This window comes from Candidatus Cloacimonadota bacterium, from assembly GCA_028706475.1.
Lineage (GTDB): Bacteria > Cloacimonadota > Cloacimonadia > Cloacimonadales > Cloacimonadaceae > UBA5456.
Genome location: JAQWBI010000008.1, coordinates 1 through 24,912, shown reverse-complemented (window position 1 = coordinate 24,912; position 24,912 = coordinate 1). Strand labels below are relative to the sequence as shown.

Sequence of the window (24,912 nt, the reverse complement as noted above, 5' to 3'; positions counted from 1 at the left end):
GCAAAATGAACAGGGTATACCCTGAAGATCCTCTTTATGAGGAATGATGCCTTCCCGGCACCACTCATGTTCGTTGTTTAAAACCATGCTGTTCGAGCTTAGGAAGAAGATCACACACCGGTCTGTATCCAACAACTGCCCAAACTCCATGCATATCCGATCCATGATGTTGCTATAATCTGTTCTGCGTGCTATTCATCCCCTCTATATCAGCTTCAGCATTGGAGTACAGAGAGGGGGAGAGATAAGCAGCACACAGGATTCTGGCAGGCTTGCAGACGATTCTGCTTGACATATTCATTAGCGGGGCAATCTGGGATAAAAGGTGATACAGATGAGATGTTGCATAATAACAAACTCACATCCCAGCAATGATGTACGAATCTACTACAAACTGGGCCAGAGTCTCAGTAAAAGGGGAGAAGTGCATATAATCTCCACTAACGGGATGGTAAATAGCAGCATCAATCCTTATCAAGTGGTGGTGGATGCCAATTCTCCATACAAAGCCCTATCCCAGATTTATCGGGAAACAAAGCTATACAAACCTGATCTTGTGGTATGCGTGGAACCCCTTACCATATTGGTTGGGCTAGCGCTCAGGCGCAAATTCGGCAGCCGCGTTGTGTTCGATTGTCATGAATTCTTTGCGGATGCCCACGCCGAGCGATCCGCTTTGATCCTGCGCCCTTTGGTGAAAGCAATCTATCTGGCTGCTCTGCGTTTTCTGGCGCACAGGACTGATGCTGTGTGGGCGGTCAATCAAGAGATATTGACGCAGCTATTCCCTGCCAATCCCCGGGCGGATAATCTCCTGGTCTTGCCAAATTATCCGGTGGCAAATGTGTGGGATTATCAATGTGATGTCCCTGGTGCTTTGGCACAGCTGTGTGAGATGAAGTTCGATCTTATTTATGTAGGAGGACTCACCAAAGATAGGGGGATCTTCAAGATTTTGAAGTGCGCCACATTGCTAAAAGCAGATTTTCCGCGCATCAAGATCCTGATCTTGGGCAAGTTTCACGATTCTGCCATTGAAGCAGAGTTTCACGATTATATAAATAACTACAATCTGAATGCGATTATATACTATCAGGAATGGATTCCGGCAGAGAAGATCGGACTGCTGCTGAAGCGATCCCGTTTTGGCTTGTGGCTCTTCAATCCCAGGCTGAAGCGGATGAGTCTGGCCACTCCATTGAAGGTACTGGAATACTTTGCCGCAGGTTTACCTGTGATCAGCATCAAAACCCCGCTGATGAAGAGCTTGATCGACTACAATAAGTTGGGAATACTCTGCAGCTACCGTTCGCACGATATTACAACCGCCATCGCTAAAATGCTCAAGATGCCGGAGGAGGAGTATCAGGCGATGAGTAAGCGTTGCATAGAAATCTCGGAATCACGTTTCAATTGGGAGTCTTTGGAGCCTGCTCTCTACAATCTGTTGGACAAGTTAGGATGAAGATTCTCTATATCAGCTATTTTTATCCGCCCTTGGGGGGACCAGCAGCTTTGCGTAACCTCAAGACCGTCAAATACTTCAGCGAAGCCGGAGCAGAGATTACTGTACTTACGGTGGAAGACATCGAATACGCCTACAACGATCCGTCTCTGGTAACCGGTTGCGGAGAGCGTCATTTGGTACATGTACCTTCCTGGGATCCCATGGCACTGCTGCGCAAAGCTTTCGGAAAGAACAGAGCAGCCTCACAGATGGTCTATAAACGCAGTCCCGAACGGTTAAAACTGATGATCAGGCAAATGGCTCCCATCGACGACAAAATCGGCTGGTTGCCGCATCTACTGCGAACCGGACGCAAGCTATTGCAAAAGCAGGATTATGAACTCATCTATGTATCCTGCGGCCCTTTTTCATCGGCTATTGGAGCATATAAACTGGCAGAAGAATTTCATTTGCGCCTGGTGGTGGACTATCGGGATTACTGGACTCTGCTCTCGGATTATGATCTGATGGGCAATGCGTTCAAACGTAAGCTATCCCGGGCTTGGGAACAGCGCATCCTGAAACGGGCGGATTTTGTGGTCTGCGCCACATGCGGAATCAGAGACGATTTGGCGGCGGCATTTGATCCGGACCTGATTAAACGCAGCTTTGTATTGTATAACGGTCATGATGAAAGAGATTTTGATGGTTTGGCAGCAGGCCGGCCATCCAGTTCACATTATAGCCTCTGTTACTTCGGAAATATCTATGCCCGCCGTAGTCTGAAGCACTTGTATCAAGCAATTCTGGAGCTGGAACGGGAAGAACTGGTTCCGCAGAATCTCCGCATCCTGTTGTCTGGCAATTTCAACCGGGAAGTGTATGACGAAATAGAACATAGCGGGATCAGCGAAAGGATACAGGTGATGCCGCAGCTTAGTCACAAAGAGGCGTTGAGAACCATGCAGGAAGCGGATGCCCTGATCCTGGTGATCAACAGCAGCAGTCCCAAGGGCACCCTTACCTCAAAAGTTTTTGAATATCTGCGTTTGGCACGCCCTATCCTGGCAATGGTGCCTCAAAACGGCGAAGCGGCTCAGTTACTGCAGGAATGCGGCATTACTACGCTTTGCCCCATGGAATCGGTGTCGGGCATCAAGGAATGTCTCAATCGACTCTTTGACGCTCCAGTGGCAGAGCTTCAGCCGGCATCCGCATTGGCCAAATATGAGCGGGGAGCACAGTTGAGAGTTCTGTATCAGCACTTGCAGGACTTGGTCACAACTACACAAAAGGTATAGCTGAAGCTGCTAAGTCCCCAGTTCCAATATCTCCACAGCTCGTCCAAATTGCGCCAGATTATCCAATTCTTTATCGAGTTCTATGATGATCTTCAGACTGTGTGCCGCATCGAAGCGCAGCGGCTCGCTTATCCGGGAACTGAAGCGCAGAATCTCCGCTTTGGGGGGAGTGTTGGCAGAGTCATACTCAATCGTCATGATGCCGTGTCTCACCATGCAATTCTTCAGTTTCAACTGCTTTGCCAACAGATCTACTTTGAAATACAGCAAGAGCCAACGGGCGTTTTCGGGCAGCTCACCAAAGCGGTCTCTTAGCTCTTCGGCAAAGTCTTCGATGTCTGCCATGCTATTCAGTTGACTCAAGCGACGATAGGTTCTCAGTCGCTCCTGATCGTCGTCGATGTATGCGGGAGGGAAATAGAGGTCTACTTCGGTTTTGATGCTTTGTCTGGTGGAAGGATTGTCTTCGGCATACAGTGCCGATGTGTCACCATTTTCTACACATTCAATAGCGCGTCCCAAGAGGCGGTTGTAATAATTGAAACCGATGGCTTGGATGATGCCGCTCTGTTTGGTACCCAATATCGTTCCAGCTCCCCGCAGTTCCAGATCACGCAGTGCCACTTGAAATCCAGCACCAAGAAAGTCGTATTGGGTAAGGGCTTCCAGTCGTTGACGGGCGACCTCAGTGGTACCTTTGGGAATCAAAAGATAGGCATAAGCGCGACGATTGCTGCGTCCCACTCTGCCGCGCATTTGGTAGATCTGAGCCAATCCGAAAGTATCGGCACGGTCGATCAGAATGGTGTTTGCATTGGGGATATCGATGCCGTTTTCAATGATCGTAGTGGAGATCAGCACCTGGAATTCGCGATCCACAAAGGCTTTCATGACCTCTTCCAAGTGATGCTCAGACATCTGCGCATGACCTACCATGAAGCTGATATCTGGCATTTCCCGGCGCAGTTCTGTGGCTACCGTCTCAATGGTCTGCACGCGGTTGTGAACAAAGAAAACCTGGCCTCCGCGGTCTACTTCGCGGCGGATGGCATCTTTAATCACTTCCATATCCCGAGGCGTGATGATGGTACGGATGGGCAAGCGCTCTTTGGGAGAAGTCTGCATCAAAGAGATTTCCTTTAGCTTTGCCAGGGCCATATTCAGGGTTCGGGGGATGGGAGTGGCGCTCATATAAAGGGTGTCTACATTGCTCTGGATGCGGCGTAAGCGGTCTTTGTGACGCACTCCGAAGCGATGCTCTTCATCTATGATTAGCAGACCCAATTTTGGGAACTTGATGTCTTTGGAGAGTAAGCGGTGAGTGCCGATGGCGATGTCCACTCTACCGGATGCGATATCTTGTACGTCTCTAGTGATCATGGCCTTGCTGCGAAAGCGGGAAAGCATGGCGATGCGGACGGGATACTGGGCTAAGCGTTCTTTGAATACCCGGTAGTGCTGCTCGGTTAAAAGAGTTGTGGGGGCCAATACTGCAACCTGATATCCGCTGTTCACCGCCTTGAATGCTGCGCGAATAGCCACTTCAGTCTTGCCAAAACCAACGTCACCGCAGAGCAAGCGCTCCATGGGAGAGGGTAGTTCCATGTCGTCTTTGATCTCGCGGCCGGCTCTGGCTTGATCGGGAGTATCTTCGTAGATGAAGGATTCCTCCAGCTCTTTCTGCCATGCGGAATCTTGAGCGTGTGCCAATCCGGGACGGCTGCTGCGTTCGGCATAGAGGCGCACCAGATCGGCGGCGATCAGCTCTATTTGCTGTGTTGCTTTGTGCTTTGTGTGCTGCCATTTGGCACCGCCCAGTTTGTTCAAGGCGGGGGCAGAGCCTTCTTCGGCTACGTATTTGCTCACTAGAGATAGCTGGAAAGTGGGCACATATACCCTGTCGTCGTTCGCATATCGCAATACCAGGCACTCCACTTCCTGGCCGTCCAGTTTGATTATCTTCAGGCCTTCAAATATTCCGATTCCATGATCTACATGAACCACATAGTCGCCCGGTTTCAGGTTCTCATAATCAATGATGGTTTCGCCGGGAGCGAAGCGCGGAGCATAGCGTTTGCGTCTATACCGGTTGAATATCTCGTGATCGGTGAAGACTCCCAGTTTAGTATCTTCCAGTTCAAAGCCTTCATGTAGCACACCGATGTGGCTGTGGTAGTGCACATTCACGTCGAGCATCTGGCGCATGCGCTTTTCCTGAGAGGGGTTGTCGAAGAGCAGATAGTGCTGCCAGCCCTGTTGACTTTTTTTGATTAGAGATTCGGATAGCAAGCCCAGATCTCCTTCAAAAGCGGGTTGTCCACTGAAGGGAGCGCGGATGTTCTCCTTGATACCGGGCAGGATAAATTCGCTTTGAGACAGGTAGAGGCTTTCGCTTTGGCTTTTGCACTTGTAAAAGGCTTCTTCACTAAGGATAAGGTCTTTCACTTTAGGTATCTTTCCCTTGCTGCCTTGTTTCAGCTCCTTGCGGTATTGATTGTGGGTTTGCTCTGTCAAAGCTCCAATCTCTTCGGTTATATAACTGAAATTGCTGAAGAGGAAGATGCGCTGGTCGGCCTCGAAATAGTCTGCAAAGGGGCATAGATCCTTCGTGAGCAGGCTATAATAGTTTTCAATGCCCTCAAAGAAGCCCTTTTCCCGGATCTTGGCGATGATCACAGAACCGGAATCCACATCATCCAGAGATAGTTCGCGGGCGGGAATAACGGTGATCTCGGATAAGTCTTGGGAGATGGAGCGCTGTGTATTGGCGGAAAAGCTCCTGATAGACATGATCTCATCACCCCAGAACTCGATGCGGACGGGATGCAGTGCGGGCGGTGAGAAGAGATCCAGAATGCCGCCGCGCTTGGCGGCTGTATATACCGTGGACACCTGATACTCTATCTCATAACCCATGTTTTGTAAGCGCAATAGCAGTTCATCGGGATTTATGCTGTCACCTTTCTGGAGCTTGAAGATATGGCGGGATAGGCTTGTGCGGGAGGGGATCAGACGCAGGAAAGAACGGATCGAGAGGCTGTAGATAGCAGGGATGGAAGAACTAATGTTGTTCATAAGGGTGATCATGCGGGTAGCACGGATAGAGTAGTGAGGGGAACGCTCTTCGTAGGGCAGAATCTCATAATCCGGCAGATAGAAAGCGTTGTCCTTGCCCACCATACTCACCAAATCGTCCCACAGGTCTTCTGCTATGATGTCGTCCTGGGATACCAGTATGATGTTTTTCCCAGTTTTGGCCCAGATGTACGAGGCTACCAAGGTGCGGGCGCTTTGACTGAGATGATAGATCTGGCTGTCTGTTTTTAGAGGTAACAAGTTCTGAAAGAAGGGGGATTGTTCCAGATATGGTGCGATCTTGGTGTAGAGCATTTACGTAATCCTTAATATAATAACAGCGGGAGCTTCTGGTCCCTATAGCTTTTCTGTGAGAGCTGAATCTACAAGCTCAGTTTCCTCATCACTTCGGACAGGCTAAGGCTTTCCTGAGCGGAGTTTTTAAGGTTTTTCAGGATCAGCAATCCCTTTGTCAATTCATCTTCGCCCAAAATGATGGCGTATTCCGCGCTGGAATTGTCCGCGGCTTTCATTTGAGCCTTAAAAGAGCTTTTCTCTGGATTGTATTCTGCGTAAAATCCAGCTTGGCGCAGTTCTTGCAGTATTGGTAAAATTGCCTCCTGCGCAGCATTGCCGATTGCCACTGCATACACCTTGGGCTGTGGTATGCCCGGTAGGTCGATGCCTTCCTTTTCCAAAGCTAAAAGCAAGCGTTCAAATCCACCGGCAAAACCGATGGCAGGGGTGTCTTTACCGCCAATCTGTCCTATCAATGCGTTGTAGCGTCCCCCGCCAGCTATGGAGTTTTGCGCGCCAAGAGAATCCACAATCAGCTCAAAAGCCGTGTTTGTGTAATAATCCAGACCGCGCACAATAGCGGGATTCACTGTGTAAACAATGCCCATCTTATCTAGATAGTTGCGTACCTGATCAAAGTGCTGGCTGCAGTCTGGATCCAGATAGTCCAATTGCGATGGGGCGTCTTTACGAAAGACCTTGCAGGAAGGAACTTTGCAATCCAGCAAGCGGCGAGGTTTCTGTTCAAATCGCTTTTGACAATCCGGACACAGTTCAGCAAGATGTGGTCGATAATACTCCTGCAGGGCTTCATCATATACTTTTGCACAATTGGCACAGCCCACGCTGTTGATCTCCAGGCGGGGTTCTCTGAGCCCCAGTGCTTTCAGGAAGTTCATTTCGATGGCAATCACTTCAGCATCGAAATATGGATGATTGCTCCCGATCAGTTCGATGCCATATTGATAGAATTGACGGTAGCGTCCCGCTTGCGGGCGATCATAGCGAAACATGGGACCCATATAGAAAAGCTTGCTGTGCCCCCCGCTTTTATCCATGTGATTCTCCACAAAAGAGCGCACCACAGGAGCGGTTCCTTCCGGACGCAGTGCAAAGGTTCTGCCTTTTTGATCGCTGAAGCGATACATCTCTTTTTGCACTACATCGGAGCTTTCTCCGGAGCTACGCTCAAAGAGTTCCGCCATCTCAAAGATTGGGGTGCTGATCTCGTTGTAACCAAAGCTAGCGGCTACCTTACGAAACACATCCTTCACATATTGCCATTTAGCACTGTCAGAGGGCAGGATATCAAAGGTTCCTCGGGGGATTTTATACATCATCGTTTCCTCTTAATAAGGTCATCAAATTTACAGGTGCTTCTGCCGTCAAGCAGTTCTGAGGGATACTTCACTCCTACCAGATACAAGCCCTCTGCAGGAGCTGTGGTTACCAAGTTTTGGCGCGGACACTGCTCTGCCAATAGCCTGTCGATGGTATCCGGGCTGAGGCTGAAGTGAGAGATGTTCGCCAATGTTCCCACAATGCGGCGTACCATATTGTGCAGAAAGCGATCGGCGCGGATGAAGAAAGTGAAGTAATCGTTATCCTCGGTAATGTTGATCTCTTTAATCTCGCAGATGTGATTTGGCACTTCGGGATTCAAGCGGCCAAAGCTGCTGAAGTCGTGAGAACCCAGCATGCGTTGTGCAGCCTCCTGCATGGGTTCCAGCCTGATTCTCAGATGCGGGATAAAGCCGCTGTAAGTGCGATTGAAGGGATCCCGGTCTTTACTGAGCAAATACTTATACTGCCGTTCGCAGGCCTGATAACGGGCGGAGAAGTCCTCGCTTATCTGCCATATCTGTAATACCTTCACGTCATCAGGAAGCCAGCGGCGAAAGGCTTTCAGCATCTGTTCCATAGTCATTCTACCATCATAGTCGAAATGAGCATATTGCGCCAAAGCGTGCACTCCGGTGTCTGTACGCCCCGCTGCGATTAGTGCTACCGGCTTTCCGCTGAATTGCTCCAAAGCTCTTTCCATCACACTCTGAATGCTGCGTCCTTGTTTCTGCTTCTGCCAGCCGATAAAGCAGCTGCCGTCATAAGCCATTTTGATGAGATAACGCATCCTAGCCTCTACAGTCCATTTACCAAGACCAATATACAAAGGAAAAGCAAACCATAGAGATTGGCACTGTAGTTGAGCTGTGGGATGGAGCTTTCCATATGCATATACTGCTTCACCTTTGTTTCGATGTCCGCGCTTTGGTCATGCACCTGTTTACCCGCAGCCAGAGCTTTGTCCAATATCCCTGCGATGCTGTCCTGTTTGTCCATGGCTTTGTGGATTTCCAGATAGTGCTTCAGAAACAGCCATGTAGCCAGAGAGTAAGAGAGTAGAGCTTTACATATTTTACTTTTACACAATGGTTTCAGTTCCGCCCAAAGAACCGCCTTGTCCAAAGATGCCCACACTGCTACGGTGATCAGCGCCAGATACACTATTTTCAGCGTAAAGATACCTGCCAGGGGAAAATCCACTTTGAACAGCATGGCAAATACCCAATATGCGGCAAGAAATGTGAGCAACTTGCGCAGAGCAAAGATGAATTTGGCATACAGATAAGGTTCTGCCACAAAATATAGGAGAAAGAGCAAAGTCTGTACCGCCAATTGCCTGAGAGACACCTCGAAGACCATACTCAGGCTTAGCAAAAAGATCAGCAGTCTTATCAGAACATGCTGACGCCGGATGAGTCCCAATCTCATGGGCCAGAGCTATCCTCTTCCTCGGGAGGAAGGGGAACCGGGATATCCTCCGGGCTGGGGCTTTCTTCCTGCTCTGAGTCCGGATCGGCCTCGCTTTCAGGGCTTGGCAATTCTTCAGGGACTGTCTCAGGGATTTCTTGTGATAGACTATCCGGAGCAACCCCTGCATCGGTTTCAACGTCTGGAATATCCGGCACGGCAGGTGTATTATCTTCCAGGCTGAGGCTGTCGCTTTCACTTTCTACAGCATCTTCGATGATTTCCGGCACCTGCGAGAGAGTATCCGGTAATGACGTTTCGTTTTGTGTATCCGGGATATCGGCAGCATCTGTGCCCAGGCTATCCGCAATAACCGTTGCCAGGCTGTCTTCCGGCTCGTAATAACGGTAATCAAGCTCCCGCTTCAGGAAGTTTTGCCCATTGTAAAAACGCCGTGCAGCCTCCGCATACTCCGGGGGCACATTCTCTTCGAGCAATACGTTTAGATAAACTTTTGCCAGCGTAGTATCTGGCTCTTCAAAGCTGTAATACCAGCCCAAACGGTAGTTTGCCCTGCCGCGTATATCCCCAAAGTCACTCTCGGTGAAGCTCAACATCGCGGTCAGTAAAGAATCTGTATATTCGGGATAATAGTCCAATGCATGGTCAAAAGCGCTATCTGCCTCTTCCCAAACCGGATCCACCAGACTTGGGGTTCTCCCTTCTGCCAATGCGTTGATGGCGGCTGAATACATATTCCGGGGATAGCGTACATTCATCTCTTGCCGGATCACTTCGGCTTCTTCTTCACTCCCCTGAATGTCTCGCAAGATGCTGTATAACGAATAATTGCAGAAGGGAATGATCTCGCTGTCAAATCGCTGAAGCGCAATCTCCAGAGGTTCTATTCTATCTTGAATGCGCTGTATTTCAGACCTGAGAGATGTCAATCTCTGTAAGGCTACTTGCGATGGATCGACCGGTTCTTCCTTGCTGGATTCTTCTGCTGATGCTGCAAGGCTATCGGCCTCCGGAGCCCGATCCGTTACTTCCTCCGGCTGGAGCAGTAAAGAGTCGCTTGGTGCCGGCTCATTCTGGTCATAATCCTGCAGACTATCAGCTTCACCCACAGTGAATTCCGGTGTGTCGATCTCGGCAGCCAAAGAATCCGGGCTTTCCGCTTCTACTTCGCTGGTTACTAACGAGCTGTCCGCGGCAGGTAATGCTTCCAGGGATTCAAGGCTATCCGGTACTATGATACTCAGGCTATCGATCTCAACCTGCATTTCTGCCAGCATCAGGCGCAGAGAATCAGCTTCTGCAGCTATGCTATCACGTTCGGAGATCACTCTGCGATAGCTGGTGAGCGCAGAATCAGGCAATGCGATGGGTTTCAAAAAACTCTCTGCTCTCTGATAATGATAATCCAGAAAAGCCTGCAAGTTACTGTTGTCATCCACGAGGGTTCGTTTGGTCTGATTTATCGCTGCTGCCAGTTGGGATGCAACTTCGATGTATTCACCGGCGCTGTATTCGGTGCGCACCTTGTTCAGATGAGTTACGGATGTATCCCAATCCTGTCGGTTAAAATAAAGATATCGTCCCCAGAAATAGTAGGCAGCCGCGGAGTGCTCGGTGCGGGCATAGCTTTTGGTTACTTCTTCAAATTGCTCCAGACCTTCTTCGTCACCATTTGCCAAGAGGATTCTGCCATACAAGACTTTAGCCCGAGACAGCATATCAGGGCGGCTTTCGTTTCGCACGACATACTTCACTTCTTTGAGTGCCTCAGGATAGCGCTCCAATTCAAATAAGTTCAAGGCTATATAATATCCGGCTTCCAGCTTGCGCAGCTTGGGTATGCCGCGTGTTTGCGTGAAGGTGGTGAATTCTTCCAGAGATTTCTCGTAATCACCTTGCATATAATAGTTTTTGCCAAAGAGGAAAAAAGCATCCTTGAATTCTTCGGCTTTGCGATAATCCGTCAAAATGCGTTCCAGCCAGTACTGCGAGCGGATATAGTCCTCGTCGTCGATCTCAAAATCCGCAAGTAACAATAGGGCTCTGGCATGATGCTTCAGGTATTTGGGATTGCGGACAAACTGCTCCAACAAAGCTTCGGATTGTGATGCTTGATTCACTTCGCGCATTACTCTCGCCAGATACAAATGTGCGTCTGGAATGTGCTTGCTGTCAGGATATCCCTTGATCAGGTTCTCGAAGGCATCCTTGGCCTGAAAAGCAGAATTCTTTTTGTAATACAGTGCACGCGCCATCAGAAACAACGCATCATCAGCTTGCTTGCCCTTGCTGTTTCGGGACAGGATAATACCGCACTTCTGGATAGCTTTGGTATACTCGTCCACGGCCTGGGGTGTGGGGCGGCCGTTGGCGTTCAGTGCCCGATCCTGTGCGCTTTTAAAGTATTTATTGGCATTGTACATGGTGTTGTCTATCCCGCAGGCGACAAGCATGCCAAATAGTGCCAGAACAAATGTTATGCGCGTGTATCTCATAGTGCAATAAGCTCGGGCCTTAGCCATTTTGTCAATCGATTTCTATTCCGCTTTGCTCCACCGCTGTCAACACAGCGTTTGCTTTGATGGCTGCAACGCTTTTATGCAGCTCAGGATACATCACCCGGTCCTCCGCCAATTGCGGTGAAAACTCACGTAAGCGAGCTTTTACCATCTCCAGCGCAGAAGAACTTGGCTTTTGTCTTAGATCGATGGCTTGAGCGGCAATCATCCACTCAATCGCCAAAACAGTGCTCACGTTCTCGATTATCTGCATTAGCTTGATGGCCGATACCGAGCCCATGGATACGTGATCCTCTTGATTTGCCGAGGTAGGGATGCTGTCAACCGAGGCGGGGTGAGCCAATACTTTGTTTTCAGAGATCGCTGAGGCTGCGGTAAGTTGGATGATCATGTATCCGGAATCCAATCCAGGACGATGTGCCAAAAACGGCGGTAACCCACGTGATAAGGCGGGATTCAGCATTTGTTCCATGCGCCGTTCACTGATGTTTGCCAGTTCACTGATGGCGATGGCCATACTGTCCAGGGCGATTGCAAGCGGCTCTCCGTGGAAGTTCCCCCCGGAAATCACCTGCTTTTCTTCAGGGAAGATCAAAGGATTGTCTGTGGCAGAATTGATCTCGATCTCCAACACACCGCGCACATAAGTCAAAGCGTCCCGTACCGCACCATGCACTTGAGGTGTACATCTCAATGAATAGGCATCCTGAACATTGGGACAATTTCTGTGACTCTTGCGCAAGGGACTGTTTTCCAAAAGCTTGTGGATGTTCCGCGCTGAGGCCAACTGTCCCGGATGCGGACGCAGGGCGTGTACCAGAGGATTCATGGCATTGGGAGTTCCCAACAGTCCGTCGATACTCATTGCAGCCAGGATATCTGCCTGTTTGCAGAGGTTTTCGGCCTGGATCAAACTCAGCACACCGATAGCAGCCATCACCTGAGTGCCGTTGTTCAAGGCCAAACCTTCTTTAGCTTCCAGCTTCACCGTCTGGATTCCGGCTTTTTGCATTGCTTCCGCACCGCTCATCTTTTCACCCTTATATTTCGCTTCGCCTTCACCGATTAGCACCAAAGCGAGGTGGGACAGGGGTGACAGATCACCGCTTGCTCCTACCGATCCGCGCATTGGGATCACGGGGTGGATGCCGGAATTCAGCATCTGCACAAGTGTTTGTAAGGTTTCGATGCGAATGCCTGAATGACCTTTTGCCAATACTGCAATACGCAATAGCATGATGGCACGGGTAATGGGTTCATTATAAGGTTCGCCTACGCTTACGGCATGGCTTCGGATGAGGTTAACTTGCAGCTCTGCAATGTTTTCCTTCTCTATGCATACAGTGCTGAACTTGCCAAAACCGGTTGTAAGACCATATACTATATCGCCTTTGGCGATGATACTTTCCACATATTCACGGCAACGTTTTACCTTGGCAATGCTCTCTTCAGAAAGGCGGATCGGCGCATGCTCAAGCGCTACTTGCGCAACCGCTTCCAGGTTTAGACTATTGCCATCGATGATGATTTCTTGCATGATTCCTCTGATGTTTCTATATTGATAAAGATGATAAGTATATAAGATTCTATTAATTTGCTCAACTCAATGAAATGCCCTCTTTTTGTCAAGCAGGGATTGGAAATGGCAGCTCCTGACTCCGTATCGTAGCATTTCGATGCTACTGAGGGTTCGATACGTCTCGCACCGGAAACGGCCGGAGGTCGCTTCAGAAGGGTTTACAGTTGCTATAGTGCAGCGGTTTTGCAGTTGATGGTATTGCGATCGTAGCTCGTGCCTACGGCACGTTCCCGTTATTGCATATCTCCTGAGGTGTCAATGTGCAGATATCAAATGTCACCCCTCATGGGGTTTTAAGGGTGGATTTTGCGACCCTACCGGGACTGGATGTTGAAGGGTGCTGGTGCACCATTCAACAGGTGCGAAGCAACTCATCTGCGTGCTATTCAACCTCCATACATCAAGCCGTGATAAAGCAGATATCATCGGGTTATCATCTAGTGTTCATTAGATCATAACGGGTTTATATCTACTTCGGCAAAGCTTGAGCTACAGGGCAAGCGTAGCAGATAGTGGGATCGGTCAGTACAAGACCACTCTTTTGGTGGATGTATGCTCTTTTGTGTTAAAGCGCAGGAAATAGATTCCTGCAGGCAGCTTTTGCCCTCTGGATCCTTTACCATCCCAGCTCAGATCAAAGGAGCCGGAGCTAATACCTGCAGTGCGGTACACACATTGCCCTTTTAAATTGTACACCAGAAAAAGGTATTCTTGCGGGCTTTGCTTTGTAGTTACAGCAACATTTATAGACTGGGAAAATGGATTGGGGTACACTGTTTGGATGCCAGAAACCATCGGTTCTACCAGTTCTGGAGGATTTGCTGAGCTAATATAGTATGTCTCTTCCATGATGGAGCTGGGAAACCAATTCGGGTAGTATGCTCTGGCCTTCAAGATTGTATCCTGCGTAAGCTCGAAAGTAGAGTAGTACAATGTCGAAAGGGTATCCGGATCAGATCCGTCCAGAGTGTAATAGATCGATACCTCAGGTGTGATGCAAAACAAGCGTACCTGGACAACATCTTCATAATCGCCGCCGGTAGGATAGGCGTATGGAGTCTCCACAGTTTCCCTCACCGTATAAAGACCTTCAGATATCGCGCTATGAATCCATCCGGATTTGAAAGCGCGGGCCCGGAGGCTCAGGGTATCGGGTTGTGCTATGATGATCGGCTCATACTCGTCATAAACCGGAGAATCTTCAGCCGGTTCGCTGCCATCCATAGTGTAGCATACATATGAATCCACTATGGGGCAAGACAGGGATATCGACAGCATTGTGGGGTAATCCCCCGGCTCCGGGCTAAATACTGGACGCGGAACATAGTGCGTACCTCCCGGATTGATCAGGATCAGATCATCCGGATACAAGCCTGCCTGTCCGTTTACTACAGATCGAATCCGCACTTCGTCTTCATATATCATCTGAGCCCTGAAATCCCAGACCCGGAAGTATATGATTTCATCATCGCTTTCGCTATAAACCTGCACTGTGCAGATGGGACCTTCATCCGTCTCCACAATCGGCGCTTTTCCGCGTAATATCGGTTGTTCACCCACCGTCACAAACGCAGCCAGGATGTCGTTTGCACTGGTGGGTACATCGTTGATAAATACTTTCGTGGTAATCGTCATTGCAGAGTTCATTTCCACCGGTTGCGGCCAGGGATCTGCTGCTTGAGTGCCGGATTGAGCATAGAGAAGGTAAAAGTCGTCCGGGTATGATCCCACTGTTCCATTTACTACGGATGACAGCATTTGATCGCTATGGCATGTACTTTCGTCACTTTGATCCCAAATCATGAAACGGAGCTCTTCGCCATCCACAGCTGTGTAGATCTGGAGCAGACAACCGGATATACCGCCGATCTGTATGATCTCGCCCTTGCCGCGCAACTGAGGCATACCGTTCACCAGTACATACGCCGCCAAAAGGTCTCCTGAAGAAGCGGGACTGCCGTCGATATGAGGCTTGGTCAAAAGGCTCATGCTTTCGGGCAATACCACAGGTTGCGGCCAGGGATCTGTGGCGAACAGAATTGCGGTACAAACCGTGATGATCAGGCAAAACACATATCTCTTGAACATTTATCCTCCTACTTCAGCAGCATCAGCTTAATAAGCTGAGTACTATTACCATTACTTAAACGGCAGAGATAGATTCCGGATGATAGCCTTCTGCCGGCGTCATCCAATCCGTCCCAGGATATGTCCAGAGGCCCGGTATTGGCTTTTATGCTTCGGAGACTACGGACTTTTTGACCCTTTATGTTATAGATGTCCAATTGGGGATTTGCGTCGTCTTTGAGGATGTTCAGGTGGATTAAAGTACCGTTCTGGAACGGATTTGGGTAGCTGCTCACCAGGCAAATGTCGTAAGCAGGGCTGTCCGGCCGATCCGGGCTTTGGGTAAGGTCGTAAAACTCAGGGTACTTACCGAGTTCTGCGTTTACCGCACCAGTAATCCGGTTTTCGACGGGCAGCAATGCGCCGGTTTTGGATTCTATATACAGGTCTATCGCTTCATTATCCTGGCAAAAGACCTGAAGCAGAGCAGCGGGGAATCCTTCCGGATCGATCAAAGTCTGAGCGCCGCGAAGATCCTCTCCTACTTTTGCTATCAGGATGTCTCCGGCAGTTGCCCAATCGCAACGCGCCATGATGGTCATGCTGGATGGCAGCACTCGGATTTCAGGTATTACACTACAGTCATTCTTTGCTTGGGATTGTTCTGCATAGCCCTGATATATTAGGTTTTGCTGACTGTTCACCTCTATCCAATAACCTTTTCCGGGCTGCATTTGCGATAAAGTGGAATATGGATTTGCAGGGATGTAGATGCCGTCTTTGCCCTTAACCTGCTGCAAATGGGCGGCGATGCTTTGCATGGCGTCTGCTACCTCCAACTGCCCGGTGGGATAATATGCAGCAAGGTTCCAGCCTTCACTGAGAGGAATGGGGATGTTGGGGGCAATCTGCTCTCCGCCTACGATCCAGGTGTCATCTTCGGCCAGGAGGATATTGTAGGCTCTGCCGTCACTAAGGTTTGACAGGCTGGAGTAGGGATTACCGGATTGCCAAACACCTTCTGTACCTTTTATCTGTAAAACGTTGGAGGCCAGATTGCCCAAAATGCGGGGCAGTTCAGAATAGGTGGGGCTGATATTCAGCGAACACAGATTCCAACCGGCGTAAAGCTCCAGGTACATCAGAGTGGGAGCACCGGGATTGCAATACATCCGAAAGTCGTCCACCATGAATGTCAAGGCATCTTCAGATACGCAGCGGATGGCAATCCATGCTTGCTGATTATCATAAGCTGAAATATCGTAACAATACTCAGTCCATTGCGTGGAAGCTAGCACATAACCCGGTCCGCTGATGAAATCGAAAGATTCTTCCCCAAAAGCGGGATCGGTGCTAATACCCACCCGGAAACGTTCTGGGCGATATAGGGCGGAAGCGCTCCTGGCATAAAACTTGATGAGGCTGTTCGTACCCAGATTCAGCGCTGGGCTTATCAGCCAATCGTCGTTTGCGGTGTCCAGAGCAGCAAAAGCAGCGGCAAATTTGGAGCCTTGCTGAGCCGCCATGTTGGGAATGGGAGGAACCGCTGCATCTGGATTGAACACCATGTATGCTATCTCTGTGCCATAATTGGGATACTCGTGATCCAGTATGCCGTAAGTGGGCTGATGATCATTGTCTAGAAGAGTCCAGGGTGGAAACTGAGTGCAGAAATTGTCATAAGTCTCGAAGGAATCTTCAAAGACCAAAGGGGCTACAACCCAGTTCACAAGTAGCGCTACACTGGCGGGCGTAGATTCACCCGAGTCATACCTGGCGGTTACATCGTAGCTGTAAAAACCATCAGGGAGATTGGGATCTATGTATGAACAGGTGGTTGGATTGGGGATGGTGGCTATCAGGACACTGTTTCGGTATACTTTGTATCCCAGCAGATCACGAGTACTCTGCCCTTGGTCGGCGAGGGATGCCTGAGCCTGAGGTGAATCCCAGCTAAGATACACGTTATTGTCGATCAATTCTGCTTGCAGATTGTCAGGAGGTTCAAGGGTACTGATCTCCTCTAGTTCAAAATCCAGGCTAATATAGCTATTGCTCTGAAATACAACACTTTGGGTCTGTGTTACATATCCGTTTTTGGATACCCTTACCCGGTAGCTTCCATAAGGTATTCCTACGATGCGGTAGTAACCCAAACTGTTTGTGACGGCACTGAAGGTACTACCTTCCAGGTTTATTGATGCATCCTGTACAGGGGAGCCGGAAGATCTCACATAACCTGTAAGAGTCGCTGCGTTTGTGGGACGGATGTTCATCACAGCGGCATGCCATTGGTTGAATTCGTGGGTATCCGGATTCAGACCGTGAAGATAGTAATAACCGTCCCAAAAACCACCCCAGCCCCAATTAATATGAAAATGGTCTGTGTTTTGGTATCCGTCCAATACGAACGAATGGCCTCCTGAAGACCCGTAACCATAATATAGCACCGGACAGCCCTCATCTAAGTTCTGACGTAACATTATTGTCCATATAGATTGGGTATATGAGGATGCTGTGTGATAGGAGCAGGTGGGATGATAGCGGAAGTAATTCACCATAGCGGCGGGTATGTCCTCCACATAGGCTCCGCTGCCATCTGGTCCATATTGCGTATCCACCGCAACTCCGCAGCAATACATCAGAGTGCTTATGGCGGCATTGGGGGAGTCGATGGAATTTGGCATGCTGTCCCAGTCGAAAGTAGTATTGCTGAAGTTTACAAACTGATCTCCATAATTCGGGGAGTAATAGCTATGTGATCCCAATCCGGTTTCGGGATAAGACCATCGTTTCATTATCTGAGCCATGGAAGTGGCTACACATCCTGCTACAGCGTGACCTCCAGAACCGTAGGGCTCGGAAGGGCATAGGGTATTGTAAGGATAGTCCTGATTCCAGGTAGTCTGAAGGATTGGTGCTACTTCACGCTGGATGCTGTATCTGCTCGTGTCGCCCCTGCGTAGTTCGTCCCAGCCCGGATCGCTGGTCAATTGTACGTTTTTTCGAATCTCACGGATGGCTTCCGCATAATCTCGCAGCAACCAATCTATATGATCCGGGATCTCTGTTTCGGAGATGTTGTTACTGGTAGAATAAGCCAGGATAGGTGTTACTCTGTCATCAGCAGAGACCATGATGAAGCCTTGGGGTCTATAGCTTAGTATGTAGAAATCTGCTTGCTCCGCATCCCGCTCATTGGGATAAGAAAGACAGGTGGCAAAGCTGGGATGCTGAGCAGAGACATGAGTCCATACTGTATTTCCGATGGCTATTGCTTCTTTTTCAGAAACCCTGAGCGCATATGCAGCTGGAAACCAAACCAAAAGGCTTAGTATCAGTAAAAGCTGTTTCATAAGACCTCCAATATTCCAGAAAAGTCTATTTTCAAGTAATTCTCTTGCTATCCTTACATGAAGAAGGGCATCTGAACGGAGATGCAAGAAAATGAACTTACAAGCATTGCGAGAATAGAAACATACCATTATTATCCAAGTATTATTCTTCATCTGAGTTGTCAAGGTAAAATACCGCCTGGATTGCCCTAGATGGAAACAAGTATGCGTTCTCACTATAGAGTATCAAGTGAAATTGCAAATAGTATCACTTTCGTTGCAAATCGCTGTTTTCTGTGAGACTCCAGTTTCAACCTTTTTGCAAATCGATTTCAACCTTTTTACAAATCCAGTTTCAACCTTTTTACAAATGAGGGTCTGTAGATATGAGAATATGATATATCTGTCAATTGCGCATTGCCGGCAAAGATATACACATATCCATTATACCAAGGATTTGGTGAATCGGATTGTGGCGCGGATACCGCCAAATCACAGAATCCATCCCCGTTGAAATTGCCTGCTGCCAGTTGCCAGCCAAACTGATGAAAGGGTGAGGTAGAAGGGCTGGATATCCGCAGATCATACATCCCATTGGGAATCGCTTTTCCCAGCCAGATTCCCGCATGGCCGATCCAAGTGAATGCCAGCCAGTCACTACCCGCCAGATCGCTGTAACCATCTCCATTGAAATCACCATAAGCTACTTTCTGCCAAGAGCCAAGGTTAAGGAGGTTTGCAGCGGAAAAGCTTTCTACGGTAATCTCCTCCGTCATCATGATATTGTTGCCTCCCAGGCGAATCTTGTTATTATTATACCATGAATCACCATTACAGTAAACCATATCATCATAGCCATCCCCGTTGATATCGCCAATGCCATAGGCGCCAGCAAAGATTTGTCCTCCTGAATTACTATTTGGTACTTGATACATCAGAATTCGGTCATTGACGTTAAAGGTATCGCTACCCAGATAAAGATATCGATAATTATTGAATTCGCCGTTTATTGTAGCTCCAAAACCAGTGACAAAATCATCCAACCCATCGCCATTTACATCTCCGGCATTTAGAAAAAACCCATTAGCATTGACTTGACCAGGATATTGGCTTTGCAGGACGATATCTGGTATTGAATCCATTTGGGTACTCCCAGAATAGAATAGAATGGCATTAAGCTGATTGGTGCCATATTTGCGTGAATAGAGTATCAGATCATCATACCCGTCCGCGTTATAGTCCATGGCAGTAATTCTCTCTCCAAACCATGAATTCCCATAATGCCCTTTAAAGGTCTGCATAATTGGCATGCTGTTTTGGGCATAAATGCCGTTGATTGCTAGCAGAAGCATCATCAAGGACATCATCATCTTTGGCGTTTTCATTAGTTCATCCCTTTATTTGATAACGATTTTCCCGCTATTCGTTTTTGTGCCATTTAGCCATAAAGAAATGATGTACACCCCGGGATTCTATGCGAAGAATCAACAACTTATTCGTATCCTATGACTTTCCCATGATCGGCACTTACGCACATTGTTATGAACTCTCTCACATTGTCAAGAAAGTTTTCATTATTTCTATCATACCTGTATCCTGTTAAGCTTTTGAGGCGACAACTGCGGGGAATGAAGTACAGGGCATTTACAGGTACACATAGACAGTAAAATGGTTGACACTTTGTGCGTAGCGGAATATGTGTCACCGCATATTGAATAGTGTATAATAGGAGAGATTATGGCACAAATGATATCCGCAGCTGATGCTGCAGCGATGATCAAGCCCGGCACACGCTTGGCTATTGGTGGCTTTTTGGCCGTGGGCGCCCCTGAAGGCATTATTGATGCCATCGTAGAGCGCAAGATTGCAGATTTGCACATGATAGTGATTGCCTCCGACTGGGAGAATCGCGGTGTGGGCAAACTGGTCGTGGCGAACCTCATCAAGAGTGCGCAGGTATCGCATCTAGGTACAAACAAAGAGATTCAGGCGCAGATGAACGCTGGAAAGATCGACATCGAGCTGGTTCCTCAGGGTACTCTGATGGAACGTGTAAGAGCTGCTGGAGCAGGTTTGGGCGGCATCCTCACTCCTACCGGAGTCGGAACCGTGGTGGAAGAAGGCAAACAGATTATCAATCTGAATGGTAAGGACTACATTTTAGAGCACGCTATCGAAGTCGATGTTGCCATCGTAAAAGCTTGGAAAGCAGATAAGATGGGCAACCTAATCTTCCGGAAAACTGCCCGCAATAGCAATCCCATCATGGCGATGGCGGGAAAGATCACCATCGCTGAAGTGGATGAGATTGTGGAAGTAGGTGAACTGGATCCGGAAATGATAGCTTGCCCCGGTGTGTTTGTGAACTATCTGGTAAAGAGCACGGAGGTCGCTAATGGATAAGAGACAGATGATCGGTTGCAGGATTGCACGTGAATTTAAAGACGGTGACTATGTGAATCTTGGTATTGGCCTGCCCACCATGGCAGTGGATTATATTCCGGAAGGGATTCATGTCGTATTCCAGAGTGAAAACGGGATGCTGGGCGTTGGTCCAAGCCCGGCAGAAGGCACTGAGGATCCGGATATGATCAATGCCGGAGGCGGCTTCATTACTGCTTTGAAAGGCGCTTCATTCTTTGACAGTGCACTCAGCTTTGCTATCATTCGCGGTGGACACATCGATGCTACAGTACTGGGTGCGTTGCAGGTGGATCAACAGGGAAACCTGGCAAACTGGATGATCCCAGGCAAGATGGTTCCTGGTATGGGTGGTGCGATGGATTTGGTTACCGGTGCCCGCAAAGTTATCGTTGCCATGGAGCATTGCGACAAACACGGCAACCCCAAGATCCTTAAAGAATGCAATCTGCCCCTTACTGCTAAAGGCAAGGTGAGTCTCATCATCACCGATATGGCGGTGATTGAAGTGACAGTCAGTGGTTTGGTATTGTGCGAAGTGGCGGCAGGAACCAGCGTCGAAGAAGTCTTGAAAGCCACGGAAGCCGAACTGATAGTACCCGAACAGGTCGGCACTTTCGGCATGTAAGACACAATAGTAATACATATATATAACCCGGGCATCATACCCGGGTATCTTTTTGCTTCGAATTAGATACAAATCAATAGCGGGGGATCACATGCATATGGAAATGGAACACGGTTTGTCCCGCTTTTCGGCCGCAATTCATCATCAGATTGTAGGCTGAGGGCGAGTATCTTTTTTCCAGCAGTTCCTTCAGCTCTTTTACTGTTTCCAGCAGTGCAAGAGATTCTGCTTCATTCAGATCAAAGTATTGCGATACATGGCGTTTGGAGATCACCAGGCTGTGTCCCCGGGCAACCGGATGTTTATCTTGGATAACGTAGAAGTACTCATTGGATAGCAGGTGTTTGGAGACCGGGATCTCGCAGAATACGCAGGGAGCATCGTTATTCATTCTATACTCCTACTCTTTTGCAATACTTGTAAATAGGACATATGTCACAAGCTGGTTTGCGGGGTTTGCAGAGGTTTTGGCCAAAGGCAACTACATAGGAATTGATCTTTAGCCAATGCTTTTCCGGTAGCTTTGCCCTTAGCGCTATCTCGGATTCCAGGGGCGTTTTGGTTTGAATATACCCCCAACGGTTGCAGATGCGATGCACGTGGACGTCCACACAGATCGCCGGTAGGGAAAACGCCAGTGCCCGAACCAGATTGGCAGTCTTGCGTCCCACTCCGGGAAGCCGCAAGAGATTGTCGATCTCGCTGGGTACTTTGCCGCCGAACTCATCTCGCAGTACTTTGGGCAATTCTTTCAGGTGCTTTGTTTTGGCATTGTGAAATCCGGTTTGATAGATGATCTTGTCCAGCTCTTCAGCGCTCAATGTATCGAAGTCATCTGCCGTTGTCACTCTTTTGAAGAGCTCATCTACCACTTTAGCAGTGGTTTCATCCTTGGTTCGTGCACTCAAGATCGTAGCTACCAGTACTCTAAACGGATCTTTGGTCTTGGCTTGGATCAAATCCACGATAGGTGTCTTCACGCTGTTGAAATGCTCTTCCAAGCGCTTCATAACCGCATCTATGTCCTTTTTGTGCATGGTGTCTCCCTAAAGCAGTGATTCTTTGATGAATGTGGATCTTACGAGAAATTTCTTCTTGCCAATTATTCGAATCCTCATAATGTTGTCAACAATTAGGAGTATCCCAATGTGCGGTAGATTTGCGCAGGTGTTTAAACATGATCAATTGCAGAAGATACAAAAGGAACTGAAAGCGACCATCAGCTCTGAACAGCTGGAGATATCTTACAATGTAGCTCCTACACAGCAGGTGATGGCGATTGTCAGCAAGGGAGAGTTCCGTTACAACGGATTCTTCCGCTGGGGTCTGATACCATCCTGGATGAAGAGCCTGCCCAAGACCCCGCTGATCAATATCCGTAGCGAGAGTATCCATGAAAAACCATCGTTCAAAGCGTCTTTCATCCGGCGCCGGGCCATAGTTCCCGCCAATGGTTTCTACGAATGGCAAGCGCCCGGGAAAATCCCGCATTATATCTATCCGGCCGATGGAGGTTTGCTATATATGGCCGCCATCTACGACCTTTGGGAAGGGGACGACGGTAGTTATGTGCCTTCTCTGGGAATCATCACTACCGCCGCAAATAACTTTATGCGTCACTTGCATCAACGCATGCCGCTCATTCTGTCGCCAGACACCTTTGATCCCTGGCTGGATCCCTCTCTTCAGGATATAATTGCACTGAGTGGGCTGCTGGCGGAGATTAAGGATCCCAAGTTGCAGTGTCACCGTGTGAGTCCGGCGGTAAACAAAGCTGCAAACAATTCTGAAGATCTCATCAAAGAATACTCTTTTCAAAAAGATATCATTATTTAGAGGAAAACATGCTTGAAGAAAAAGCCCGGGTTTTGATCATCGACGATGATCTGCCCATTCTGGATAGTATCCGCATGGGTTTGAAGAACTGTCACAATTTGTTGGTTGACGTATGCGAGGATCCTTCTGAAGCCTTGAGTTTGCTGAAGAACAACGAGTATCAGACGGTTATCAGCGATGTGGCCATGCCTGTCATAAGCGGCTTGGACATCTTGAAGGCAGTATCGCAAGGAAATCCAGAGCTTCCGGTGATCCTGATCACAGGATATGCGGACACCGATATGATGAGGGAAGCCATCCATTATGGGGTATATGAATTTCTGAAAAAACCCTTTGAAATGGATGAACTGCTGATGACCCTGAACAAGGCATTGGAGACATACCGTCTGAGAATCCAGAATAAAGCATATAAAGACCACCTGGAGTCCTTGGTTACTCAGCGCACGATCGAGCTCTTTGATGCCAATAACAAGCTGCAAAAAAGCTACCTGAATACGATCCATGCCATGATTAACGCCATGGAGGTGAACGACATCTATACCAGAGGCCATTCCGAGCGCGTGACTGCCATGTCCATGAGAATGGGCAAGTTACTGGGTTTGGAAACCAAAGAATTGATCCTGTTGCGCATCGGTGCCTTGTTGCACGACTTGGGTAAAATCGGGATCGTTAGCAATGTGCTGAGCAAAGAGCACCGTCTTACCGAAAACGAATACAATGCAATAAAGCAGCATCCGCTTATTGGGGCCCGCATCATAGACCCCATAGGTTTTCCGGAGACTGTCGGTAAAATCATCCTGCAGCATCACGAATGGGCAAATGGCGAGGGCTATCCTTATGGCATCAAGCTCAATGATATCCATCCCTTGGCGCGAATTGTGAGTGTTGCGGATAGTGTTGATGCCATGACCAGCCGACGACCCTACAGCAGAAATCTGGATTTTCAGGGAGCCACTGAGGAAGTTCTAAACAACATCAATCGGCAATTTGATCCCATCGTGGGGCGTATCTTCTTTGCCAACAACCAGCAAATACACAACTTTACAAAAGACACTAATGCAATCAAGGAGATGTTGCAGGAAGCCTTTTGATGCGCTGCTCCCTCCGGTAACTATCGCAATGTAATGTCCCGCTCCATCCCGGAACTGCTCGATATTGATGAATCTGCAGCCTCTTATTTTCGCACAGAGTACTATCGGCGCTACAGCAAACACCGGTACAGTTCCACACCTATGTATTATTCTTCTTTCCTCTTATGGATTATCTATACATGAACCTGATATCATCGGGTTATCATCGGGTGACGACTGCATTATAACACCTTGATATCTGCTTCGGCACTATGTGATGTATGAAGGAGGAATAGCCGCCGATCACGCAGATTTAACTAGGATAATAAAGTTCATTTGACCTTATGTATCTTATTACCTATATGTTATATGGTCAAATGGACTTCAATATCTGGAGTGGTAACTATGCATTACCTGAAGTCTATGCCATCCCCTAACTTACTAATCTTTCCTACACCTAAGTGCTTGGAAAATGGAGTGTCGCTAGCGAGAAATAGTTCGTATGTCATTATCCAGCTTTGCGATACCCTTTTAGAGCAGATATGGATTTATCCATCTCTTCGAT

The 24,912-nt window shown here is 48.4% G+C and carries 17 protein-coding genes; 6 read left to right on the top strand and 11 right to left on the bottom strand.

All coding sequences use genetic code 11. From position 1 onward, the window contains the following. The first annotated feature begins 334 nt into the window (after positions 1-334). Both PHF32_02770 and PHF32_02765 read left to right on the top strand, forming a co-directional pair. Positions 335-1,465 carry a glycosyltransferase gene (locus PHF32_02770; GenBank protein MDD4559654.1) on the top strand — a complete coding sequence of 377 codons (1,131 nt, stop codon included), beginning with the start codon at positions 335-337 and terminating at the stop codon, positions 1,463-1,465. After that, positions 1,462-2,748 carry a glycosyltransferase gene (locus PHF32_02765; protein MDD4559653.1) on the top strand — a complete coding sequence of 429 codons (1,287 nt, stop codon included), beginning with the start codon at positions 1,462-1,464 and terminating at the stop codon, positions 2,746-2,748. The genes PHF32_02770 and PHF32_02765 overlap by 4 nt, the downstream gene beginning before the upstream one ends. 9 nt (positions 2,749-2,757) lie before the next feature. Here PHF32_02765 and mfd read toward each other — a convergent pair whose 3' ends face one another. The 9 genes from mfd to PHF32_02720 form a co-directional block, all read right to left on the bottom strand. Beyond that, on the bottom strand, positions 2,758-6,138 hold the full coding sequence (mfd, locus tag PHF32_02760) for a transcription-repair coupling factor (GenBank protein ID MDD4559652.1): 3,381 nt from the start codon (positions 6,136-6,138) through the stop codon (positions 2,758-2,760). Positions 6,139-6,206: 68 nt separating this feature from the next. Beyond that, a complete protein-coding gene (gene hisS / locus PHF32_02755; GenBank protein ID MDD4559651.1) occupies positions 6,207-7,460 on the bottom strand; it encodes a histidine--tRNA ligase in 1,254 nt (417 codons plus the stop codon). After that, complete coding sequence (gene truA, locus PHF32_02750; protein ID MDD4559650.1) at positions 7,457-8,251, bottom strand: tRNA pseudouridine(38-40) synthase TruA; 795 nt, start codon at positions 8,249-8,251, stop codon at positions 7,457-7,459. The genes hisS and truA overlap by 4 nt, the downstream gene beginning before the upstream one ends. An 8-nt stretch (positions 8,252-8,259) precedes the next feature. Then, positions 8,260-8,892 (bottom strand): hypothetical protein, encoded by a 633-nt coding sequence (locus PHF32_02745; protein MDD4559649.1) that lies wholly within the window; start codon positions 8,890-8,892, stop codon positions 8,260-8,262. Beyond that, on the bottom strand, positions 8,889-11,387 hold the full coding sequence (locus PHF32_02740) for a tetratricopeptide repeat protein (protein MDD4559648.1): 2,499 nt from the start codon (positions 11,385-11,387) through the stop codon (positions 8,889-8,891). The genes PHF32_02745 and PHF32_02740 overlap by 4 nt, the downstream gene beginning before the upstream one ends. 31 nt (positions 11,388-11,418) lie before the next feature. Further along, positions 11,419-12,948 carry a histidine ammonia-lyase gene (hutH, locus tag PHF32_02735; protein MDD4559647.1) on the bottom strand — a complete coding sequence of 510 codons (1,530 nt, stop codon included), beginning with the start codon at positions 12,946-12,948 and terminating at the stop codon, positions 11,419-11,421. 564 nt (positions 12,949-13,512) lie between these two features. Further along, positions 13,513-15,078, bottom strand: coding sequence for a chitobiase/beta-hexosaminidase C-terminal domain-containing protein (locus tag PHF32_02730; protein MDD4559646.1), 1,566 nt, complete (start codon positions 15,076-15,078; stop codon positions 13,513-13,515). An 8-nt stretch (positions 15,079-15,086) separates the two neighbouring features. After that, the gene (locus PHF32_02725; protein MDD4559645.1) at positions 15,087-18,413 is read right to left on the bottom strand and encodes a C10 family peptidase; all 3,327 of its coding nucleotides are present in this window, start codon (positions 18,411-18,413) and stop codon (positions 15,087-15,089) included. A gap of 320 nt (positions 18,414-18,733) precedes the next feature. Continuing rightward, positions 18,734-19,777, bottom strand: a complete 1,044-nt coding sequence (locus tag PHF32_02720) for an FG-GAP and VCBS repeat-containing protein (protein MDD4559644.1) — start codon at positions 19,775-19,777, stop codon at positions 18,734-18,736. 352 nt (positions 19,778-20,129) lie between these two features. Between PHF32_02720 and PHF32_02715 the strand changes: the two genes are divergently transcribed. Then, the gene (locus PHF32_02715; GenBank protein ID MDD4559643.1) at positions 20,130-20,795 is read left to right on the top strand and encodes a CoA transferase subunit A; all 666 of its coding nucleotides are present in this window, start codon (positions 20,130-20,132) and stop codon (positions 20,793-20,795) included. Then, positions 20,788-21,441: a 3-oxoacid CoA-transferase subunit B gene (locus tag PHF32_02710; protein MDD4559642.1), complete on the top strand. Its 654-nt coding sequence runs from the start codon at positions 20,788-20,790 to the stop codon at positions 21,439-21,441. The genes PHF32_02715 and PHF32_02710 overlap by 8 nt, the downstream gene beginning before the upstream one ends. A 73-nt stretch (positions 21,442-21,514) precedes the next feature. Here PHF32_02710 and PHF32_02705 read toward each other — a convergent pair whose 3' ends face one another. Together PHF32_02705 and PHF32_02700 are read right to left on the bottom strand one after the other, a co-directional pair. Further along, the gene (locus PHF32_02705; protein MDD4559641.1) at positions 21,515-21,832 is read right to left on the bottom strand and encodes an HIT family protein; all 318 of its coding nucleotides are present in this window, start codon (positions 21,830-21,832) and stop codon (positions 21,515-21,517) included. A 1-nt stretch (position 21,833) separates the two neighbouring features. Continuing rightward, entirely contained in the window at positions 21,834-22,478 is a 645-nt protein-coding gene (locus PHF32_02700; GenBank protein MDD4559640.1) for an endonuclease III, read from the bottom strand. Between the two features lie 109 nt (positions 22,479-22,587). Between PHF32_02700 and PHF32_02695 the strand changes: the two genes are divergently transcribed. Both PHF32_02695 and PHF32_02690 read left to right on the top strand, forming a co-directional pair. Further along, positions 22,588-23,277 carry an SOS response-associated peptidase gene (locus tag PHF32_02695; GenBank protein ID MDD4559639.1) on the top strand — a complete coding sequence of 230 codons (690 nt, stop codon included), beginning with the start codon at positions 22,588-22,590 and terminating at the stop codon, positions 23,275-23,277. Positions 23,278-23,285: 8 nt separating this feature from the next. Further along, positions 23,286-24,368, top strand: coding sequence for a response regulator (locus PHF32_02690; GenBank protein MDD4559638.1), 1,083 nt, complete (start codon positions 23,286-23,288; stop codon positions 24,366-24,368). The last annotated feature ends 544 nt before the right edge of the window (positions 24,369-24,912 follow it).

What these genes read in the sequence shown, in the direction of transcription:
- PHF32_02725 (MDD4559645.1), bottom strand. Translation starts at nt 18,413, where the DNA reads ATGAAACAGCTTTTACTGATACTAAGCCTTTTGGTTTGGTTTCCAGCT.
- PHF32_02730 (MDD4559646.1), bottom strand. Translation starts at nt 15,078, where the DNA reads ATGTTCAAGAGATATGTGTTTTGCCTGATCATCACGGTTTGTACCGCA.
- PHF32_02715 (MDD4559643.1), top strand. Translation starts at nt 20,130, where the DNA reads ATGGCACAAATGATATCCGCAGCTGATGCTGCAGCGATGATCAAGCCC.
- PHF32_02765 (MDD4559653.1), top strand. Translation starts at nt 1,462, where the DNA reads ATGAAGATTCTCTATATCAGCTATTTTTATCCGCCCTTGGGGGGACCA.
- hutH (MDD4559647.1), bottom strand. Translation starts at nt 12,948, where the DNA reads ATGCAAGAAATCATCATCGATGGCAATAGTCTAAACCTGGAAGCGGTT.
- hisS (MDD4559651.1), bottom strand. Translation starts at nt 7,460, where the DNA reads ATGATGTATAAAATCCCCCGAGGAACCTTTGATATCCTGCCCTCTGAC.
- PHF32_02710 (MDD4559642.1), top strand. Translation starts at nt 20,788, where the DNA reads ATGGATAAGAGACAGATGATCGGTTGCAGGATTGCACGTGAATTTAAA.
- PHF32_02770 (MDD4559654.1), top strand. Translation starts at nt 335, where the DNA reads ATGAGATGTTGCATAATAACAAACTCACATCCCAGCAATGATGTACGA.
- PHF32_02705 (MDD4559641.1), bottom strand. Translation starts at nt 21,832, where the DNA reads ATGAATAACGATGCTCCCTGCGTATTCTGCGAGATCCCGGTCTCCAAA.
- truA (MDD4559650.1), bottom strand. Translation starts at nt 8,251, where the DNA reads ATGCGTTATCTCATCAAAATGGCTTATGACGGCAGCTGCTTTATCGGC.
- PHF32_02700 (MDD4559640.1), bottom strand. Translation starts at nt 22,478, where the DNA reads ATGCACAAAAAGGACATAGATGCGGTTATGAAGCGCTTGGAAGAGCAT.
- PHF32_02690 (MDD4559638.1), top strand. Translation starts at nt 23,286, where the DNA reads ATGCTTGAAGAAAAAGCCCGGGTTTTGATCATCGACGATGATCTGCCC.
- PHF32_02695 (MDD4559639.1), top strand. Translation starts at nt 22,588, where the DNA reads ATGTGCGGTAGATTTGCGCAGGTGTTTAAACATGATCAATTGCAGAAG.
- mfd (MDD4559652.1), bottom strand. Translation starts at nt 6,138, where the DNA reads ATGCTCTACACCAAGATCGCACCATATCTGGAACAATCCCCCTTCTTT.
- PHF32_02745 (MDD4559649.1), bottom strand. Translation starts at nt 8,892, where the DNA reads ATGAGATTGGGACTCATCCGGCGTCAGCATGTTCTGATAAGACTGCTG.
- PHF32_02720 (MDD4559644.1), bottom strand. Translation starts at nt 19,777, where the DNA reads ATGAAAACGCCAAAGATGATGATGTCCTTGATGATGCTTCTGCTAGCA.
- PHF32_02740 (MDD4559648.1), bottom strand. Translation starts at nt 11,387, where the DNA reads ATGAGATACACGCGCATAACATTTGTTCTGGCACTATTTGGCATGCTT.